Source organism: Halorhodospira sp. M38, from assembly GCF_022227985.1.
Lineage (GTDB): Bacteria > Pseudomonadota > Gammaproteobacteria > Nitrococcales > Halorhodospiraceae > Halorhodospira > Halorhodospira halophila_A.
This window is the reverse complement of sequence record NZ_JAJNQP010000010.1, coordinates 23,590-41,998: the sequence shown is the minus strand read 5'-3', so window position 1 is coordinate 41,998 and position 18,409 is coordinate 23,590. Positions and strand designations below refer to the sequence as shown.

Annotated in this window: 14 protein-coding genes; 1 reads left to right on the top strand and 13 read right to left on the bottom strand. The window is 67.6% G+C overall.

Going from position 1 to position 18,409, the window contains the following annotated elements; all coding sequences use genetic code 11:
* Positions 1 to 96 precede the first annotated feature (96 nt).
* A complete protein-coding gene (metH, locus tag LRA98_RS07740) occupies positions 97 to 3,783 on the top strand; it encodes a methionine synthase (RefSeq protein WP_201242337.1) in 3,687 nt (1,228 codons plus the stop codon).
* Positions 3,784 to 3,936: 153 nt separating this feature from the next.
* Here metH and LRA98_RS07735 read toward each other — a convergent pair whose 3' ends face one another.
* The 13 genes from LRA98_RS07735 to LRA98_RS07675 form a co-directional block, all read right to left on the bottom strand.
* Positions 3,937 to 4,539, bottom strand: a complete 603-nt coding sequence (locus LRA98_RS07735; protein ID WP_201172804.1) for a superoxide dismutase — start codon at positions 4,537 to 4,539, stop codon at positions 3,937 to 3,939.
* 213 nt (positions 4,540 to 4,752) lie between these two features.
* A complete protein-coding gene (locus LRA98_RS07730; RefSeq protein ID WP_238640829.1) occupies positions 4,753 to 5,430 on the bottom strand; it encodes a TVP38/TMEM64 family protein in 678 nt (225 codons plus the stop codon).
* Positions 5,431 to 5,450: 20 nt separating this feature from the next.
* Positions 5,451 to 7,184, bottom strand: coding sequence for an ATP-binding SpoIIE family protein phosphatase (locus LRA98_RS07725; RefSeq protein WP_238633513.1), 1,734 nt, complete (start codon positions 7,182 to 7,184; stop codon positions 5,451 to 5,453).
* 41 nt (positions 7,185 to 7,225) lie between these two features.
* Positions 7,226 to 7,531 carry an STAS domain-containing protein gene (locus LRA98_RS07720; protein ID WP_201172810.1) on the bottom strand — a complete coding sequence of 102 codons (306 nt, stop codon included), beginning with the start codon at positions 7,529 to 7,531 and terminating at the stop codon, positions 7,226 to 7,228.
* Between the two features lie 52 nt (positions 7,532 to 7,583).
* A complete protein-coding gene (locus tag LRA98_RS07715; protein WP_238633512.1) occupies positions 7,584 to 8,828 on the bottom strand; it encodes a methyl-accepting chemotaxis protein in 1,245 nt (414 codons plus the stop codon).
* Between the two features lie 2 nt (positions 8,829 to 8,830).
* Positions 8,831 to 9,877: a protein-glutamate methylesterase/protein-glutamine glutaminase gene (locus tag LRA98_RS07710; RefSeq protein WP_201242334.1), complete on the bottom strand. Its 1,047-nt coding sequence runs from the start codon at positions 9,875 to 9,877 to the stop codon at positions 8,831 to 8,833.
* Positions 9,878 to 9,887: 10 nt separating this feature from the next.
* A complete protein-coding gene (gene cheD / locus LRA98_RS07705) occupies positions 9,888 to 10,571 on the bottom strand; it encodes a chemoreceptor glutamine deamidase CheD (RefSeq protein WP_201172818.1) in 684 nt (227 codons plus the stop codon).
* Entirely contained in the window at positions 10,540 to 11,358 is an 819-nt protein-coding gene (locus LRA98_RS07700; RefSeq protein WP_201172820.1) for a CheR family methyltransferase, read from the bottom strand. The genes cheD and LRA98_RS07700 overlap by 32 nt, the downstream gene beginning before the upstream one ends.
* Before the next feature lie 45 nt (positions 11,359 to 11,403).
* Positions 11,404 to 13,395 (bottom strand): methyl-accepting chemotaxis protein, encoded by a 1,992-nt coding sequence (locus LRA98_RS13165; protein WP_238633511.1) that lies wholly within the window; start codon positions 13,393 to 13,395, stop codon positions 11,404 to 11,406.
* A 13-nt stretch (positions 13,396 to 13,408) separates the two neighbouring features.
* Positions 13,409 to 14,191: a ParA family protein gene (locus LRA98_RS07690; protein ID WP_238633510.1), complete on the bottom strand. Its 783-nt coding sequence runs from the start codon at positions 14,189 to 14,191 to the stop codon at positions 13,409 to 13,411.
* Positions 14,188 to 15,600: a methyl-accepting chemotaxis protein gene (locus LRA98_RS07685; protein ID WP_238633509.1), complete on the bottom strand. Its 1,413-nt coding sequence runs from the start codon at positions 15,598 to 15,600 to the stop codon at positions 14,188 to 14,190. Before LRA98_RS07685 ends, LRA98_RS07690 begins: the two co-directional genes overlap by 4 nt.
* Positions 15,587 to 16,126 (bottom strand): chemotaxis protein CheW, encoded by a 540-nt coding sequence (locus LRA98_RS07680; RefSeq protein ID WP_201172849.1) that lies wholly within the window; start codon positions 16,124 to 16,126, stop codon positions 15,587 to 15,589. Before LRA98_RS07680 ends, LRA98_RS07685 begins: the two co-directional genes overlap by 14 nt.
* A 129-nt stretch (positions 16,127 to 16,255) precedes the next feature.
* Positions 16,256 to 18,382: a chemotaxis protein CheA gene (locus tag LRA98_RS07675; RefSeq protein WP_238633508.1), complete on the bottom strand. Its 2,127-nt coding sequence runs from the start codon at positions 18,380 to 18,382 to the stop codon at positions 16,256 to 16,258.
* Between the last annotated feature and the right edge of the window lie 27 nt (positions 18,383 to 18,409).

Here is an 18,409-nt window from a genome sequence, read left to right as displayed (position 1 = left end):
TCTTCCCACGCAAGCCGTATCCGGGCTGCAGCCTCGCGGCGGCATAGCGCGCGGGCGCCTGAAGAACCCGTGAGCCACAGAGCGAACCGTTAGACCATGACCGATCGTAGCCAACAGCTTCGCGACCAGCTCGCCCAGCGCATCCTGATCCTCGACTGCGGGATGGGCACCGAGATCCAGAAGTACCCGCTCGAGGAGGCCGACTTCCGCGGCGAGCGTTTCACTGATCACCCCTCGGAACTCAAGGGCAACAACGACCTGCTGGTCCTCACCCGGCCCGATATCATCCGCGACATCACGCGGCAGAACCTCGACGCCGGTGTGGACATCGTCGAGACCAACACGTTCAACTCCCAGGTTCTCTCCCAGGCCGACTACGGCGCCGAGCATCTGGTCGACGAGCTGAACATCGAGGCGGCCCGGCTCGCCCGCGCCGTCTGCGACGAAGTCGAGCAGGAGACCGGCATCCCGCGTTTCGTCGCCGGCACCATGGGCCCGACCGGCAAGACGGCCTCCATCTCCCCGGACGTCAACAATCCCGGCTATCGCGACATCACCTTCGACCAGCTGTTCGAAGCCTACGCGCAGCAGGCCCGGGGCCTCCTCGAAGGCGGCGCCGATCTAATCCTGATCGAGACAGTCTTCGACACCCTCAACGCCAAGGCGGCCATCTACGCCCTCGAGGAGGTCTTTGAGGAATCGGGCCGGCGCCTGCCGGTGATGATCTCCGGCACCATTACCGACGCTTCCGGCCGGACCCTGTCGGGCCAGACCGCGGCGGCCTTCTGGAACTCGGTGCGCCACGCCCGGCCGATCTCCGTCGGCCTGAACTGCGCCCTCGGCGCCGAGGACCTGCGCCCGCACCTGCAGGAACTGTCGAAGATCGCCGACACGCACATCTCGACGCACCCCAACGCGGGCCTGCCCAACGAGTTCGGCGAGTACGACCAAAGCCCCGAGGAGATGGCGAAGATCGTGCGCACCTTCGCCGAGGAGGGGCTGATCAACATCATCGGCGGCTGCTGCGGCACATCGCCGGCGCACATCGCCGCCATCCGCGAGCAGGTCAAGGATTTCGCCCCGCGTCAGGTACCGGAAGCGGCGCCCGACGTCATGCGCCTGTCCGGGCTCGAGCCGTGCAACATCGGCAACGACTCGCTGTTCGTGAACATCGGCGAGCGCGCCAACGTCACCGGCTCGGCCCGCTTCCGCCGCCTGATCAAGGAGGGCGATTACGAGACCGCCCTGGAGGTGGCCAAGGAGCAGGTGGAGAACGGCGCCCAGATCATCGACATCAACATGGACGAGGGCATGCTCGACTCCAAGGATGCGATGATCGACTTCCTCAACCTGGTCGGGTCCGAACCGGACATCTCCCGGGTGCCGATCATGATCGACTCCTCGAAGTGGGACATCATGGAGGAGGGACTCAAGCGCATCCAGGGCAAGGGCCTGGTCAACTCCATTTCCCTCAAGGAGGGCGAGGAAGCCTTCTTGCAGCAGGCCCGCAAGCTCAAGCGCTACGGCGCCGCCGCCGTGGTCATGTGCTTCGACGAGAAGGGGCAGGCCGACACCTACGAGCGGCGCCTGGAGATCGCCGAGCGGGCGTACAACACGCTGGTCAATGACGGCTTCGAGCCCGCGGACATCGTCTTCGACCTGAACATCTTCGCCGTCGCCACCGGCATCGAGGAGCACAACAACTACGCCGTCGACTTCATCGAGGCGACCCGCTGGGTCAAGGAGAACCTGCCCCACGCCAAGATCTCCGGCGGCCTCTCCAACCTCTCCTTCTCGTTCCGCGGCAACGAGCCGGTCCGCGAGGCCATGCACTCGGTCTTCCTCTACCACGCCATCAAGGCGGGACTGGACATGGCCATCGTCAACGCCGGCCAGATCGAGGTCTACGACGAGATCGACAAGGAGCTGCGCGAGCTCTGCGAGGACGTCATCCTCAACCGCCGCGACGACGCCACGGACCGCCTGCTGGAGCTGGCCGACCGCTACAAGGGCCAGGGCGGCAAGAAGAAGGAGGAGGACCTCTCCTGGCGCGAGGAGCCGGTGGAGAAGCGCCTCGAGCACGCCCTGATCAAGGGCATCACCGACTACATCGACGTGGACGTCGAGGAGGCGCGGCAGCGGCACGAGCGCCCGATCCAGGTGATCGAGGGACCGCTGATGGACGGTATGAACACCGTCGGCGACCTCTTCGGCGAGGGCAAGATGTTCCTGCCCCAGGTGGTCAAGTCCGCCCGCGTGATGAAGCAGGCGGTGAGCCACCTCCTTCCCTACATCGAGGCCGAGAAGTCCGGTGACGATGAGCCCGCCGGCCGGGTGCTGATCGCCACCGTCAAGGGCGACGTCCACGACATCGGCAAGAACATCGTGGCGGTGGTCCTGCAGTGCAACAACTTCGAGGTCCACGACATCGGCGTCATGGTCCCCACTGAGACCATCCTGCAGAAGGCCAAGGAGGTCAACGCCGACATCATCGGCCTCTCCGGGCTGATCACGCCGTCGCTCGACGAGATGATCGGCGTGGCCCAGGAGATGGAGCGCCAGGGCTTCACCTGCCCGCTGCTCATCGGCGGTGCCACCACCTCACGGGTGCACACCGCCGTGAAGATCGCGCCCAACTACTCGGCGCCCAGCATCTACGTCAAGGACGCATCGCGCGCCGTTGGCGTGGCCTCCAAGCTGGTCAGCGAAACCCAGGCCGAGCCGTACAAGCAGGAGCTGGCCGCTGAGTATCAACAGGTGCGCGAACAGCACGAGGCCCGGCAGCAGAAGACCAAGTGGGTCTCCTTCGAGCAGGCCAAGAAGAACGCCACGCCCATCGACTGGTCGACCCACCGGCCTCAGGAGCCCGAGAAGCCGGGAGTCCAGGTACTGGACGACTACCCGCTGGAGGATCTGGTCGAGCGGATCGACTGGACGCCGTTCTTCGCCGCCTGGCAGATGCGGGGCCAGTATCCGAAGATCCTCGATGACGAGAAGCAGGGCGAGGAGGCGCGCAAGCTCTTCGACGACGCCCAGGCGATGCTGCGGCGGATCATCGACGAGAAGTGGCTGACCGCCCGCGCGGTGTTCGGCCTCTTCCCGGCGAACAGCACCGGCGAGGATACCGAGGTTTACGCCGACGAGGCACGCAGCGAGGTGCTGGCCACGCTCTGTCATCTGCGCCAGCAAACCGAGAAGGGTGAGGGCAAGCCGCACCAGTCCCTGGCCGACTTCATCGCGCCCAAGGAAAGCGGCGTGCCGGACTGGATGGGCGCCTTCGCGGTCACCGCCGGGATCGGCATCGACGAGCACATCCAGCGCTTCGAGGCCGCCGGTGACGACTACAGCGCCATCATGCTCAAGGCCCTGGCCGACCGCCTGGCCGAGGCGTTCGCTGAGCGCCTGCACGAGCGGGTGCGCAAGGAGTTCTGGGGCTACGCCGCCGACGAGAACCTGTCCAACGAGGACATGATCAAGGAGCGGTACCAGGGCATCCGCCCGGCACCGGGCTATCCGGCCTGCCCCGACCACACCGAGAAGGACCGCCTCTGGGAGATCCTTAACGTCGAGGAGAACATCGGCCTGAGCCTGACCGAGTCCAAGGCCATGGTCCCCACCGCTGCCGTGTCCGGTTGGTACTTCGGCCACCCGGAGGCCAAGTACTTCGGCGTCGGGAAGATCTTCCAGGACCAGGTGGAGGATTACGCCAAGCGTAAGGGGATGTCCCGCAAGGAGGCGGAACGCTGGCTGGGGCCGAACCTCGGCTACGACCCCGAGGACTGAGGCGAACCGCCCGTCAAGACCCCTCGCCCGCCGAGACGGGCGAGGGGGCCTGCCCACTGCAAGCTCTGGGAATCAGGGACGGAGTCCCGGGGCATCACGCACCGCCTGGCAGGTCGCGAACGCTACCCCCTACCCCTGCCCCCCTCAAGAGCATTACGTCGCCTGGAACCGCGAGGCGACCTCATCCCAGTTCACGACATCCCACCACGCCTCGACGTAGTCCGGCCGCCGGTTCTGGTAGCGCAGGTAGTAGGCGTGCTCCCAGACATCCAGGCCGAGCAGCGGCGTACCCTGTTTGGGCGCCACGTCCATGAGCGGGTTGTCCTGATTGGGGGTATCGGTGATCTCCAGCCCTCGCGAGGTCTGGATCAGCCACGCCCAGCCGGAGCCGAAACGCCCTAGCGCGGCTTGGGTGAACTGCTCGCGGAACTGATCGAAGGAGCCGAAGGCCGAGTCGATGGCCGTGGCCAGATCCCCCGACGGCTTGCCGCCGCCATTGGGCGACATCACCCGCCAGAACAGGTCGTGGTTCCAGTGTCCGCCCCCGTTGTTGCGGATCGCCAGAGGCAGGCTCGAGACGCGCGCAAGCAGATCCTCCAGCCGCTGCCCCTCGTGCTCCGTCCCCGAGACGGCATCGTTGAGCTTGGTAACGTAGGTGTTGTGGTGCTTGGTGTGGTGGATTTCCATCGTCTGGGCGTCGATGGAGCGCTCCAGATCGCCGTAGTCGTAGGGCAGATCGGGGAGTTGATAGGCCATCAGGATCTCTCCTTTCCTTCGCGCGGTCGTGACGTCCCTGCGCTTTGTGCCAGGGCGTACAGATCCATCATGGGGGGCCGAGGGGCACGGCATCAATCCCGCGGATTCTGGGTTGTCTCCGCCCGCCGCTATCGGGAGCCCGCCCGGGGGACACTATAGCCGTTATGGCCGCTCGGGCATCGAGCAGTCTGATCAACCCGCGGCGCCGCGTATTCAGGCGTCCTTCCCGCGCCCGGTCAGGCGTCGCCGCAGGAAGGCCCCCGCGACGAACAGCACGGCCACCCCGAGCAGGACCACCACGGCCCGGGTATCGATCTCCCCGCCCCGGGCGGCTGCCTCGACCGCGCTGTAGATCGCCAGCGAGAAGACCCCCCACTTGATCCCCAGCCCAACCACCGTGGCGACGACGAAGGTCTTCAACGGCAACCCCAGCCAGCCGGCCCCGTAGTTCAGCGGCGGGTGCGGAAAGCCGGGCAGGGCCCGGATGGCGCACTGGCTGAGGAAATCGCTGTTGCCCCGGAGCACCCGGATCCAGCGGCTGTCCGCCGGCACCGCATCACGGCCCAGCAACCACGCCACCCCGTACGCCCCCAGGGCGCCCAGGGTACTGCCCGCCACCAGCGTGAGCGTGGACATCCACGGGGGATAGAACGGCGCTACAGCCCACAGGAAGAGGCTGCCCGGCAACGCCAGGGTGAACAGCGCCGCCTGCAGCACGACGACCACCAGCAGCAACCAGGGACGTTCGACCAGGAGCTCGCCCCAGGCGACAACGTCCTCGGCATCCCAGGGCCCCCACACGGCCACCGCCAGGCCGCTGAGCAGCAGCAGCGCGAGCAGGAAGGGGCGATACCCCGGCCACCAGCGCACCGAGGGTTGGGGAAGACGCAAGCGCATGGCGCCCGATGCTACTACGAATCGGGCCGCGAGGGGCGCGGGCGGCCCCCCGGCGTATACCGCACTCGCACCCGGTTGCCGGGCGGGAAGTAGCTCAGTTCGTCACACAGTGAGCGCACCAGCAGGATGCCCCGGCCCGCACCGATGGGCGCCCCGTGGCCGGCGCCGCCTTCCAGAATGCGCCGGTAGTCGAACCCCTCGCCGGAATCCTCCACCTCGATCTCGATCCCGTATCCGCTGCCGTCGGCGGCGTCGCACTGCACGCGCAGGCGGATCTCGCCCTCTTCCAGCGCCTCCAGCGCCCTGGCGCGCTGCTGGTAATAGGCCTCGAAGCCATCCGGGTCTCTCTTGAGCGCCGAGTCGAGCCCGAGCACGCCGTGCTCCAGGGCGTTGGTGAAGAGCTCGGCGATGACCACGTAGAGGCTCTGCCGGTCCTCCTCCAGCGCCCCGAGTTCGGCGAGCAGATTCATGATCGGCGGCACCGGATTGACGTGGGCCAGGGTCGCGGCGTCCAGGACCAACTCGCTGTACCAGTTCTCGGCGGCGGCCGCCCCGTAGCCGCCCATCGCCCCCTCGGCCAGCAGCCGGTCCAAGTCCACGGAGACCAGGGTGGTATCGTCGCCCTGCTCGTCCCCGGCCCGGAAGGCTCCGACAGCTTCCAGCAAGGCGTCGAATCCGGCAGCGGGATCCCCACTGCAAAGCGCTGCCTCGATGCGCTCGTTGCCGAAGAGCCGCCCGCCGGCATCGGTGGCCTCAACGATGCCGTCCGAGCAGGCGTAGGCGTGGAGCCCGGAGGTCAGTTCCAGGTAGGCCAGCTGCCGGCGCCCCGGCGCGGTATCGCGGATCACCCCCAGGGGCAGGTCCACCGACGGGAAGCGCTGCACCACCTCACCGCCGCGCAGGACCCAAACCGGCGGCATGCCGGCGTTCCACACGCCGAGCCGGCGATTGTGGCAGTCCACCTCCAGCAGCGCCGCGGTGAGGAACATATCCGCCGGCAGGCTCCGGAAGAGCTTCTCGTTGACGTCGTCGAGCAACTCGGCGGGGTGTGCCCCCCGCCCGACCCGGTCGTAGAAGACCGCCGCCAGCCCGGGCACACCGACCGCCGCGCCGATCCCGTGGCCGGTGAAGTCCCCGATAAGGATCAGCAGATTGCCGTTGGGCCGGCGGGCGGCCAGCAGGATATCGCCACTGAGGATAGCCGCCGGCTGATAGTGGTAGCGCACCCCCGGCGCCTGCAGGTCACTGGAGGCCGTAGCCCGGGCGACGATGCGCTCGGCGGTCTCCTGCTCGCGCTCGAGCCGCTCCTGGTGGCTGCGCAGCGCGTCGCGCTGGGTGACGACAGTGTGGTAGAGGGCCCGGGTGCGCAGCCAGGAGTCGATCTTGGCGTTGAGCTGCACCCGGCTGATGGGCTTGGTGACGAAGTCATCGCCGCCGGCCTCGACACACTGCGCCAGCCGCTGCTCATCGGTCAGGGCGGTAACGAAGAGCACCGGGATGAACCCCCCGGTATCCATGGCCTTGATCTGCCGGGTGGCCTGATAGCCGTCCATCCGCGGCATCATGATGTCCATGAGGATCATGTCCACCGGCTGCTCGCGGAAGCGGGCCACCGCCTCCTCGCCATCGGCCGCCGTAATCACGTGAAAGCCCCGCGCCCCGAGGATCGCCTCGAGGAGCATGGTGTTCACCGGCTCGTCATCAACCACCAGAAAAGTGGGCAGCGCCTGTTCGGCCAGCCTGTCCATGGTGCCCCCCGTTTCCCCGCCCCCGGCGCCGTCCACGCGGCCTACTCCTGGATGGTGAACAGGCGCTGGAAGTTGGCGATCTCGAGGATCTTGCGCACCTCGCGGGAGCAGTTGCGCAGCACCACCTCGGCGCCCTGATCGCTGGCCGACTCCCGCAGCAGCAGCAACATGCCGAGGGCGGAGCTGTCCATGTATTCGGTCTCAGAGAGGTCGATCACGTAGCGACGGACGCCCTCCTCCCCCTTGTAGGCCTGGCGAAAATCCTTGTGCAGGCTGAAGTCGAAGAAACCCTGGATCGCCATGACGAGGGTTTGCCCCTCGTCCTCGCGCTCGGTTCGGATGCCCATCGTTACGCTCCTGCTTTGCTGTCGGTGTCGAATTCGCGGGGCGCCGCGGGGCTCAGAAGAGCTCCACGTCGCCGTGATCCATGGACTGCTGCTCGACCTTGCGCTGGTTCGCCCGCGCCGCCTCACGCTCCTGGCGCTGCTGGGCCAGCCGCTCGCGGGCCTCCCGAAGGCGTGCTGCGTACTGGCTGCCGTGGACGTCGTCGGCAGCGATGGCCTGAAGGACATTGCGTACCCCGTCGAGGTAGTCATCCAGCCCCTCAACGCCGGCGCGCGAGCCATCCACCAGCTGCGTCACAATATCCTCGAACTGGAGCGCGCGAACGGCGTCGGCCACATGCTGATCGATCTGCCCGCTGACCTGGGAAATGCGCGTGACCTGCTGCTCCACCTGCTGATCCACATCCTGCAGGCTCTTCATCATCTCCGAGATCTGGTCCTTGGTGGAGAGGGTCACATTCATGTCGTTGGAGGCCATCTCGCCGACCTCGGTGCGGGCTTCCTCCACCAGCTTGGTGATCGTCTTGACCTCCTCGCCGATCTGCTCGTTGAACTGATTCGCCTTCTCGGAGAGCTTGCGCACCTCCTCGGCGACCACCGCGAAGCCGCGACCGGACTCCCCGGCCCGGGCCGCCTCGATGCTGGCATTGAGGGCGAGCAGGTCGGTCTGGCTGGCGATCCCTTTGAGGTCGGCAAGCAGCTCGTGGATCCGCCCCATCTGCGCGACCATGTCGTCGATGCGCTCGACGGTCTTCACGCTGCGCCGGCTCATGTCGACGATCATGTCGACGTAGTTGTTCAGGAAGCTCTCGGTCTCGCGGACAAACTCGGAGATACCGAACTGCTCCACCGCGGTGTCCCCGCCGGTCTGCTCGATCACGGCCCGGGCAAGGCGCTCCTGCTCGTCGGTGGCCTGATCCATACCGTTGAAGCTCTGGTTCAGCGACTGCACGGCATCGCCGACCAGCCCGCGGATCTGCTCCAGGTCGCTGTTCACGGTCCGGAACTCGGCGTTGAGGCTGTCGTCGATATCGTAGAGCAGATCGCGCAGGGCGTCCTCCAGATCCTCCACGGTATCCGTCGCCTCGTTCCAGCCCGTCTCGCGTCGGCGCAGGTAGCCGACAACGGCCCAACCGCTGGCGCCGAGCAGCACCGCCAGCGGCCCCGTGGCCGGCCAGGCGTAGGCGATCGCCATGGCTGCCACGGTTAGCGCGGAAGGCGCACCGTAGTGGCGCAGCCACGCCGTCTTCGGGTGGTAGACGATGGACTCGCCGTCGCGATCCTCGGCAACCTCGACCATAGTCACCTCTCCTGGGTGGGGTGGGAGGGCGGCGCCACCGCCGCCAGGATCGCCTCGGCGATCCGCTCCAGCGGCAGGACCTGATCCGCGTGGCCGGCCTTGACGGCGGCGCCCGGCATCCCCCAGACGACACTGCTCGCCTCATCCTGGGCGATGGTAACGGCCCCGGCGGCCTGCATGCGCCCCAGTCCGGCGGCCCCGTCACTGCCCATGCCGGTGAGCAGAACGCCCACGGCGTTGCTCCGGGCCGCCCGGGCCACCGAGTCGAACAGAACGTCCACCGAGGGCCGGTGACGATTGACCAGTTCGTCCTCGGTGATCCGGCAGATGTACTTGCTGCCGTCGCGATGGAGTTCAAGGTGGTAGCCACCGGGGGCGATGTAGGTGTGCCCCGGGAGCACACGCTGGCCGTCTCGCGCCTCGTGGACCGAGACGGCGCAGATGTGATCGAGCCGTTCGGCAAAGGCCGCCGAGAAGCCGGGCGGCATGTGCTGGGTAATCACCGTGGCCGGCGCGTTGGGCGGCATCACCTCGAGCAGCCGCTGCACCGCCAGCGTACCACCGGTGGAGGCACCGATCGCCACCACCTTGTCCGTGGTGCGCTGATGCGGCTGCGGCGCGGCACCCCGGGGCTGGCTGTGCCCCGGCCGCACCCGGGCCCGCGCGGCGGTACGCACCTTGGCAATGATCTCCTCGGCATACGCGTCCAAGGTGTGGCTGACATCGGTGCGCGGCTTGGTTACGAAGTCGACGGCGCCAAGTGCCAACGCCTCAAGGGTCTCCTCGGCGCCCTCCTCGGTCAGCGAAGAGACCATGACCACCGGCATCGGGCGCAACCGCATCAGGTTGCGCAGGAAGGTGATGCCGTCCATGCGCGGCATCTCGACATCCAGGGTCAGGACGTCGGGGTTGAGCTGCTTGATCTTCTCGCGGGCGTCGTAGGGATCCCGCGCCGTGCCCACCACCTCGATGTCGTCGACACCGGCGAACAGCTCGGTGAGCATCCGGCGGATGAGGGCGGAGTCATCAACAATCAGTACCCGGATCATGCGCCCCCCGTTAGAACAGATCCACGTCGCCGGACACGGGGCGCTCGTCGATCTCGTGGAGGTAGTGCTCCTCGCGCCGGACCACGGTATCGTTGCGCGTGCTCATCAGCTTCTTGGAACGGGCCCGACCACTCTCGGGATAGTACTGCACCTTGCGCGGGTACTCCCCGCCGAGATCCTGCGCGATCACGCGGAGCTGCTCGGTACGGACGTATTCCAGGGCGAACTCGATGTTCCGCTGGCCGACGTCGGTCATCCCCGCCATGACCCGGCCGCCGCCGAAGAGCTTGACCTCCAGCTCATCGCGACTGCCCCCGGCGGCGAGGATGCGATTGATCAGCTGCTCCATGGCGTGGTTGCCGTAGCGCGTGGCGGTGCTCAGTGGATCACCCTCCCAGTGGTGCGGGTCGCCACCTCGGATCGGCAGCATGAAATGGTTCATCCCGCCGATGCCCCGGCGGCGATCGCGGATACACGCCGAGACGCAGGAGCCGAGCACGGTGACCACCATCTCCGGGCCCCGGGTCACGTAGAACTCGCCGGGCAGGATCTTGGCCGCAAAGGCTTCATGCTGCGGGTCCCAGTACCGGTTGATGTGCTCGAAACCGGGCAGGCACTCGGGCAGCTCCACGCCGCGGTTGCGCCAGGAAGCACGGCGCAGTTCAGTCCTGCTTGCGGTAGATGGTGCGGCCATGGGATTCGAATCGCTCGCTGACCCGCCACAGGGTCTCGGAATGCCCGATGTAGAGCCAGCCCCGGGGGGCCATGGCTCGGTCCATGCGGTCGAACAGCCGGCGCTGGATCTCCTTGTTGAAGTAGATGATCACGTTGCGACAGAAGACGATGTCGAACGGCTCCCGGAACGGCCACTCATGCAGAAGGTTCAGCTGCTGGAACTCGACCAGCCGGCACACCTCCGGGCGGACGCGGACCATGCCCTCCTTGCTGCCCTTGCCGCGCAGAAAGTGCCTGCGCAGGCGCTCCCGGCTCAGCCCGTCGACGCGCTTCTGATCGTAGACCGCGCGGCGTCCGCGTTCGAGTACGTTGCTGTCGAGATCCGTGCCAAGGATCTGGACCCGATCAGCAGCCCGATCGCCGAAGACCTCCCGGGCCACGATGGCCGCCGAGTAGACCTCCTCGCCGGTTGAGCAGCCCGCCGACCAGATGCGAACGGTGCCGGAGGACGCCTCGAGCACCCCGGCCAGGTGCTCGAAGTGGTGCGCCTCGCGGAAGAACGCCGTGAGATTGGTGGTCAGGGCATTGACGAAGTGCGCCATCTCCTGGCGCTCGGGGTCGTCGAGCAGCAGCTTGCGGTAGCTCGCGAAATCCCGCAGCCCGAGGGCCCGGAGGCGGCGCGCCAGGCGCGAGTAGACCATGTCGCTCTTGGCGTCGCTGAGCTGGATCCCGGTCTCGCGTCCCACGGTCTCGCGGATCCACTCGAAGTCCTCTCGCGTAAAACGGAACTCACGCTCACCACTCACCGACGCCCTCCTGGCTGCCCGTCACGATCGCCCTCCCACCGCGCCTCAGAACTCTTCCCACTCGCCGTCGTTCACCTCGGTGCTCGCGGTGCGCCGGCCCCCGCCGTTGCCGGCCGTGCTGCGGCGTTGCTGACTCGTACCGCTGGTGCGCTGCTGCCCGCCGGAACCGCTGGTGCGCTGTCCGCCGGCACCGGTGCCGGTACGCGAGCCACTCTGCCCGGCCCGGGCGCCGCCGCCCGCCTGGCCCTTGGCCTGGCCCGTCGCCTGCCCGCTCTTCTGGCCAGCGTGGCCGGAGCGGTTCGTCTTGGCGCCACCGCCTTTCGGGGTCTCCTCGCCGCCGCCGAAGAAGGACATCAGTTCCACAAGGTTGTCCGACTGCTCGTCCAGGGACTCGGCCGCGGAGGCGGCCTCCTCCACCAGGGCGGCGTTCTGCTGGGTGACCTCGTCGAGCTGGCTGACCGCCTTGTTGATCTCGTCGATGCCCGAGGACTGCTCCTCGCTGGCGGCGGAGATCTCGGCGACCTTGTCGGTCACCGTCTGCACCGCCTCGAGGATCTCCTTGAGGGTCTCGTTGGACTCGTTGACCAGGCGGGTGCCGTCCTCAACCTTCTCACCGCTGTCGTTGATCAGCTTCTTGATGTCCTTGGCCGCGGTGGCACTGCGCTGGGCCAGGTTGCGCACCTCGGCGGCCACCACCCCGAAGCCGCGCCCGTGCTCGCCGGCGCGGGCCGCCTCCACGGCGGCGTTGAGGGCGAGCAGGTTGGTCTGGAAGGCGATCTCGTCGATGACCGTGATGATGTCCGAGATCTCGCGGCTCGATTGCTTGATCGCCCCCATGGCCTCGACCACTTGGCCGGAGATCTCCTGTCCGCGCTCGGCCCGCTCACGGGCCGAGGTGGCGAGCTGATTGGACTCACGGGCGTTGTCGGCGGTCTGCTTGACCGTCGAGGTGAGCTCCTCGATGCTCGAGGCGGTTTCCTCCAGGGAGCTGGCCTGCTCTTCGGTCCGCTGGGAGAGATCCTGGTTGCCCTGGGCGATTTCCGAGGAGGCGCTGGCGATGCCGTTGGCGGTCTCGCGCACGCTGTCCACGGTCCGGCGCAACACATCGATGGTCGAGTTGACCCAGTCCTGGAGCTGGCCGAAGTCGCCCTTGAACTCGCCCTGCATCTGCTGGGTCAGGTCCCCCTTGGAGACCAGTTCCATGACCCGGATGACCTCCCGCACCGGGGCCTGCGTAACGTCGAGGACCATGTTGATGTCCTCGCTGAGGGTCCGGATGAACCCCTCGGACATATCCGAGGTCTCCACCCGGTGACTGAGCTCACCGGCCTGGATCCGCTCGATCAGCGCCTCGACGTCGCGCTGCGCCTTCTTCTCGTTGTCGCGCCGGTGCCAGTCCTCGGTGATGTCGAACCACTCCAGCGTATTGCCGAGGAAGTTGCCTTCCTCGTCGTCCTCGCCGGTGATGTAGACGTTGAAACGCAGCTCGCCGACGTGCAGCTCCTGGTGCAGGGCGTCGTCGCGGATCCGCTGCATCTGCCCGGCCACCGAGCGCAGCTGCGGGAACAGGTCGAAGAGCGAGAGCCGATCCTCCAGGTCCCGCGAGGTGAAACCGGGGTTGACCGCAACGATCTGCGCCTCGTGCCGCGCAAGCATGGCCTGCATCGGCTCGTTGACGTAGTGGATCGTGCCGTCCGGGTTGGTCATCAGGAAGGCCGTGGTCGCCGTGTGCATAGCCTTCTTGGCCCGGTAGTACTCGATGTACTCCTCCCGGTCGACGGTGATCGTTCTTTTCTGGTCGCTGCTCGCCATGGTGCTCTCCCCGCTGTCTGACTGCGTCTGCGCTACCTGCTGGTGCGCCGGCGCCGCGGCCGGCTCCTCGCCCTGTGCCTCCGTCGGCGCTCCGGCGGCTGACGCCTCCTCGGGTGCCGACGGCTGTTCCGTGTCGTCCTTCATCCATGCCAGGGGATCGCGACCGAGCTTCTTCTCGCCGCCACTTTTCCTGTCGCCGCCGCTCGATCCGCTGCTTTTCGCCACGGCTGCTCCTCCTCTACGCTTCGGCCGCCGGCTCAAAGACCCGGTGTTGTTCCAGGTCCTCGGCCAGCGCCCGGTAATCCTTTGCCCCGTTGCTCTCGGGGCGGTACTCGAAGATCGTCTGCCCGAACCCGGGTGCCTCGGCCAGGGCGACGTTGTCGCGCACCGCCGTCTTCAGGACCTGGCCCGGGAAGTACTCCTTGAGCTTGCCGAGTACCTCTTTGGGCAGGCGGCGCTGACCGTTGTAGCGGGTCACCAGGACGTACTTGCGGGTGTGGATACCCAACCCCCGCTCGACCCGCATCAGGGTGCGCATGAGCCCAGCCAGCCCCTCCAGGGCCAGGTAGTCGCAGGAGACCGGCATCACCACCTCGTCGGTAGCGAGCAGCGCGTTGATCGCCAGCAGTCCCGACGAGGGCGGGCAGTCGATGACCACGTAGTCCGGGAACGGGTCGAGCCCCGCCACGGCCCGCTGCAGCAGCCAGCCGCGCTCGCGCCCACCGGCCATCTGCTCCACCTCGGGCAGACGCGGCCCCGGCGGCACCAGACGGACCCTCTCCCGGGCGGGCTGCAGGCGCTCGGCCAGCGGCACCTGATCGAAGAGGACGTCATCGAGCCCCGGATCGAGGCCCTCAAGCCCCAGGCTGGCGGCGAAGTGGCCCTGGGGGTCGAGGTCGATACCCACCACATCGCGCCCGGCCCGGGCCAGGGCGTGGGCGACGTTCACCGAGGAGGTGGTCTTGCCCACCCCGCCTTTCTGGTTCAGAAAGCAGGTAACGCGCGATCCGGCTGCGCTCATTTCCGCTCCCCACGCGCCCGGTCCATCTCATCGGCGAGCTGCTCGAGCAGACCCACGACCTGGCGAGAGTTGTCGGCCAGCTGCTCCAGCTCACCGGCCGCGGCGTCCACCTCGCCCTGGCTGTAGAGCTTGGCGGCCTGCTTGCCGTGCTCGTGGACCGCCCGGTGCGGCGTCTCGATCTCGACGAAGGCGGGCAGCTTGCGGATCCACGGCTCCTCCACCGAGTCGTACCACTTGCCCAGGCGACAAGCGTGGTGGTCGGTGAGCTCGCGGTGATCGACATCCTCACGCCCGGCGAGCATCGCCGCGATGCGCCGCTTCCACATCACGTGGTCGAACTTGCTGCGCTCGATGAAGTAGCGCGGCAGATTGAGCTCCTCCTGACGCCCGATCTGCTCGGTGAGGATGGCGTTGGACTTGCCGAGGGCCTCCAGCGTGTGCTCCACGTCCGTGACGTTGCGCTCGGTCCGGTCCGTGACCGCGCTGATCGACTCGGCCACGTCGGTCACCGCGCCCTTCTGCTCGTTGATCACCGAGGAGACGTTGTGGATGTGCTCGGTGACCCCGCGCATGCGCTCGGCCACCTGCTGCATGGTCTCACGCGTCTCTCCCGTGGCCGAGCGGCCCCGCTCGACGGCACCGCCCATCTCCTCGACGGAGGCGGAGATGGCCTCGGTTTCGTCACGAAGAGTCCGGATGCGCTGGGCGATGTCCACCGTGGCGCTCTTGGTCTGGTCCGCGAGCCGCCGCACCTCCTGGGCGACCACCGAGAAGCCGGCGCCGGCCTGCCCGGCCCGCGCCGCCTCCACCGAGGCGTTGAGGGCGAGCATATTGGTCTGGAAAGCGATCTCCTCGATCAGCTCGATGATCGAGCCGATCTCGTTGGAGGCCTGGTTCAGCTGCTTGACCCGCTGCGAGGCAGTCTCGGCCAGGCCGGCGATCTCCTGAACGGTCTGGTCCGTCTGCTGCGAGGCCTTGTCGCCGGAATCCACCAGCTCCTGCACGCGCTCAGTCTCGGTCGCCACCGCAGCGCTGTTGTCCGCGATGGTGTCCACACTGGCCGCCAGCTCCTCGGCGGTGGAGGCGATGGTCTGGCTACGCTCGCTGGTCTCGCGGATGGTCATGCGCATCCCGGATGCCGCAACCAGGCTCTCGGCCGCCTCGCCGGCCAACTCCACGGTCTCGCAGAGCTGACGGGTATCCCGGTCGAGGAGCTGCTCGGCGAGGCGGTGCAACGCCTCGGAGACCCGACACTGCCCCGGGGGCACGCTGGCGTAATCGCCCTCCGCGATCTGCTCCACGATCCCGACCAGCTCCTCGACGCGCTCCGGAGGCAGCCAGCCGGCCTGCTCGAGGGCGTCGCGATCGGTCTCCAGCGGCGCCCCGGCACCCATTTCAGTCGTTGCCATGCTCCGTGCCTCCTTCGCTGTCCGCGCGAACCACCGCGGCGATCCGGCTCTGATCGTCGGCGATGGCCAGATCCTCGTCGCTGAGCAGCTCGTCGACATCGAGGATGATGACCATCTTGTTGTCGTCCACCGTGGCCAGCCCGCGGAGGAAATTGGTGCGCAGCGCTGCGCCGAACTCCGGGGCCGGCCGGATCTGCTCGGACTGGAACGTGTAGACCTCGGAGAGGGCGTCCACCACCAGCCCCATGATCCGCTCACGACCGCCCGCCGAAACCACGCGGACCATCACCACCACGGTGAACTTCGAGTACTCCTGGGCGGACATGCCGAAGCGTTCGCGCAGGTCGATGACCGGGACGATGGTGCCGCGCAGGTTGATCACGCCCTTGACGTAGTGCGGCGTGTTGGGGATGGGAGTGACACGCTGCCAGCCCTTGATCTCCTGCACCCGCAGGATGTCCACACCGTACTCCTCCTCCCCGAGCGTGAAGGTCAGGTACTGGTCCCCGTCGGCCGCCGCCTGCATGGCATCGACGGTATCCGCCCCGCTGCCGAGCGCGGCGGCCTTGCGGTCGTCTCCGAGGGTTCCGTGCTCGCTGTCCTGAGTCATGACTGCTCTCCGCTTGGAAACTGGGGGATCCCGGACACGAAGGGCTCAGGCGGCCTCATCGCTGTCCTCCCGGTCGGGGATGTAGGGCTGACGCCGGCCACCGCGGCTCATCTCGATCAGTCCGGCGATATCGAGGATCAGCGCCACGGTGCCGTCGCCGAGGATGGTCGCCCCGGCGATGCCGGGCACCTGCAGGTAATTGGCCTCCAGGCTCTTGATCACCACCTGCTGCTGATCGAGCAGGTCGTCGACGAAGACACCGAGGTAGGTGTCCTCGTCCTCAACGATCACCATCAGCCCGCCTCCGAGTTCACGACGCACCGGCTCGGTGTCGAAGAGCTCGTGCAGCCGGACGATAGGCACGTAGCCCTCGCGCCAGTGGTAGACCTCGCCGCGGCTGGTCACGCGGCTGACCTTGCTGGCGTCCACCTGCAGCGACTCGATGACCGAGACCAGCGGGATGATGTAGGTCTGATCCCCCACCCGGAAGAGCTGCCCATCGAGGATGGAGAGCGTCAGCGGCAGGGAGATGGTGATCGTCGTCCCCTGGCCGTGGGTGGAGCGCACATGGATGTTGCCGGAAAGGGAGCGGACGTTGCGCTTGACCACGTCCATACCCACGCCGCGGCCGGAGTATTCGGTGGCCTGGTCGTGGGTGGAAAGCCCAGGGTGGAAGATCAGGTCGTAGATCTGCTCGTCGGCCAGCTCGCTGCCATCTTCCACCAGGCCGGCGGCACGGGCCTTGCCGAGTAGCTTGTCGCGGTTGATACCGCGACCGTCGTCGGCGATCTCGATGATGATGTTGCCGCCCTTGTGGTACGCCTCGATGGTGATGGTGCCGGTCTCCGGCTTGCCCGCGGCGGCGCGCTCCTCCGGTAGCTCGATGCCGTGGTCGACGCTGTTGCGAACCAAGTGGACCAGGGGATCGATGATCTTCTCCATCACCGTCTTGTCCAGCTCGGTCTGCTCGCCCTCCATCTGGAAATCGACGGCCTTACCCAGGGCACGGCTGGTGTCGTGGACGATGCGCGGCAACCGCGAGTAGGCGAAGCTGATCGGCACCATGCGGATGCGCATGACGTTCTCCTGCAGCTCGCGGGTGTTGCGCTCGAGCTGCGCGAGGCCGTCCTGGAGTTCTTCCAGACGCTCGGCGGTGAACTCCTTGCCGATCTGGCTGAGCATCGATTGGGTGATCACCAGCTCGCCGACCATGTCGATGAGCGCGTCGATCTTCTCGGTGTCGACACGGATGGAGCTGCTGCTCCCGCCCCCACCCGCGCCGCCCCGGCGTGCGGCCGACTTGCGACCCTCGCCACCGGCCGGCGCCGCGGCCTCTGCGCCGGCGGCCGGCTCGGCGGCGACAGCCGCGGCCGCGCCGCCCTCGGCCGCCGCGGCGGGTTCCGTCCCGGCAGCCTCAAGGGGACGGATCTCGAGGCGGGCATCGTCCTCGACCCACTCGAAGACCTCGCGCACCGCCGCCTCGGTCACGTCGGCGTAGAGGCGCAGCGTCCAGGCCAGCTGACAGGTTTCCGGGTCGAGCTGCTCGAAGGGCGGCAACCCCGAGGTGTCGCACTCGACCTCGAGCTCGCCGAGATCCTGCAGCGCCAGAAACAGGCGCCGCGGGTCGTTGCCGGTAGCGAATAGGTGCGGCTGCGGCTCGAAGCGGATCCACCACCCGCCACCGCCGGACGGCGGGGTCGCGTCTGCGCCGCCGCCCGCGCTGCCACGATCACCACCCGTATCCCCGGCGGGGCCGGAAGCCCCGGATGCCGTACCAGTGGGGGTCTGACCCAGCTGCTCATCGAGCTGACGCTGCGCGGTGCTGATCGCATCGGCGTCCAGCGCCTGATCGCTCTGGATCGCCGCGAGCATGCTGCGCAGGCAATCGACTGCATTGAGCAGCACGTTCACGGCGTCCGGTGTGACCGCCTGCTGACCGTCGCGCAGGCGGTCGAGCAATGTCTCCATGCGGTGGGTGAAGTCGGAGACGGCGGTCAGGCCGAAGGTCCCGGCACCCCCCTTGATCGAGTGCGCGGCACGAAAGACGTTGTTGAGGGTCTCCGGATCCGGACGCTCCGGGTCGAGTTCCAACAGGCCCGACTCCATGGTGTCCAGCCCCTCGAAGCTCTCCTCGAAGAAGGTCTGCAGGAACTGGCTCAGATCTACGCTCATCGCTCGCCCCCCCGTCGGGCGCTCCGG

Bases quoted from the DNA above. Each gene is read 5' to 3' on its own strand.
- metH (WP_201242337.1), top strand. From the start codon at position 97: ATGACCGATCGTAGCCAACAGCTTCGCGACCAGCTCGCCCAGCGCATC.
- LRA98_RS07735 (WP_201172804.1), bottom strand. From the start codon at position 4,539: ATGGCCTATCAACTCCCCGATCTGCCCTACGACTACGGCGATCTGGAG.
- LRA98_RS07725 (WP_238633513.1), bottom strand. From the start codon at position 7,184: ATGGACAGGCTGGCCGAACAGGCGCTGCCCACTTTTCTGGTGGTTGAT.
- LRA98_RS07720 (WP_201172810.1), bottom strand. From the start codon at position 7,531: ATGGGCATCCGAACCGAGCGCGAGGACGAGGGGCAAACCCTCGTCATG.
- LRA98_RS07715 (WP_238633512.1), bottom strand. From the start codon at position 8,828: ATGGTCGAGGTTGCCGAGGATCGCGACGGCGAGTCCATCGTCTACCAC.
- LRA98_RS07710 (WP_201242334.1), bottom strand. From the start codon at position 9,877: ATGATCCGGGTACTGATTGTTGATGACTCCGCCCTCATCCGCCGGATG.
- cheD (WP_201172818.1), bottom strand. From the start codon at position 10,571: ATGGCCGCACCATCTACCGCAAGCAGGACTGAACTGCGCCGTGCTTCC.
- LRA98_RS07690 (WP_238633510.1), bottom strand. From the start codon at position 14,191: ATGAGCGCAGCCGGATCGCGCGTTACCTGCTTTCTGAACCAGAAAGGC.
- LRA98_RS07685 (WP_238633509.1), bottom strand. From the start codon at position 15,600: ATGGCAACGACTGAAATGGGTGCCGGGGCGCCGCTGGAGACCGATCGC.
- LRA98_RS07680 (WP_201172849.1), bottom strand. From the start codon at position 16,126: ATGCAGGCGGCGGCCGACGGGGACCAGTACCTGACCTTCACGCTCGGG.
- LRA98_RS07675 (WP_238633508.1), bottom strand. From the start codon at position 18,382: ATGAGCGTAGATCTGAGCCAGTTCCTGCAGACCTTCTTCGAGGAGAGC.